The organism is Labrenzia sp. OB1, from assembly GCF_001624695.1.
Classification (GTDB): Bacteria; Pseudomonadota; Alphaproteobacteria; order Rhizobiales; family Stappiaceae; genus Roseibium.
Genome location: NZ_JSEP01000090.1, coordinates 1 through 797, shown reverse-complemented (window position 1 = coordinate 797; position 797 = coordinate 1). Strand labels below are relative to the sequence as shown.

The 797-nt window shown below is 58.3% G+C and carries 1 protein-coding gene; it reads left to right on the top strand.

What is annotated here, in order from left to right; translation table 11 throughout:
• On the top strand, positions 1–797 hold a 797-nt coding region (locus OA90_RS27845; RefSeq protein ID WP_156510737.1), incomplete at both ends, for a VCBS domain-containing protein.

Here is a 797-nt window from a genome sequence, read left to right as displayed (position 1 = left end):
GGCGATGGCACCTACACCTACATTGCCCAGGATACCTATGAATATCTGGCCGCCGGAGAGACGGCGACAGAAACGTTCAGCTACACGGTGACGGACAATCTGGGGGCCAGTTCCACCAACACGGTGACGGTGACCATCACAGGCACCAATGACGCGCCTGTGGCGACAGCCTTGAGCGGAACCGTGTCGGAAGATGGTCCGGGCCTCACGGTCATGGCGAGCTACACGGATCTGGATGCGAGCGACATGCATACGTTCAGTGTGGATACCACCGGTACGCTTGGAACGGTCATCAACAATAACGATGGCACGTTCAGCTATGACCCGAACGGTCTGTTTGAGAGCCTGGCGGCTGGCGAAACCGCGACGGACACGTTCACCTATACGGTTGATGACGGCAATGGCGGCACAACAACCGAAACAGTAACCGTGACGATCACGGGTCAGAATGATGCGCCTGTGGCCCTGGAGACGTCGGTTTCCCTGACGCAAAATATGCTGTCCACGGTGTTCACGCCGGATTTCAGCGATCTGGACATGTCGGACACGCATACGGTGACATTTGATTTTGGGGGCGGCGGCTCCGTGTCCGCAACGATGACACCGGTGACGGACAACGGCGATGGCACCTACACCTACATTGCCCAGGATACCTATGAATATCTGGCCGCCGGAGAGACGGCGACAGAAACGTTCAGCTACACGGTGACGGACAATCTGGGGGCCAGTTCCACCAACACGGTGACGGTGACCATCACAGGCACCAATGACGCGCCTGTGGCGACAGCCTTGAGCGG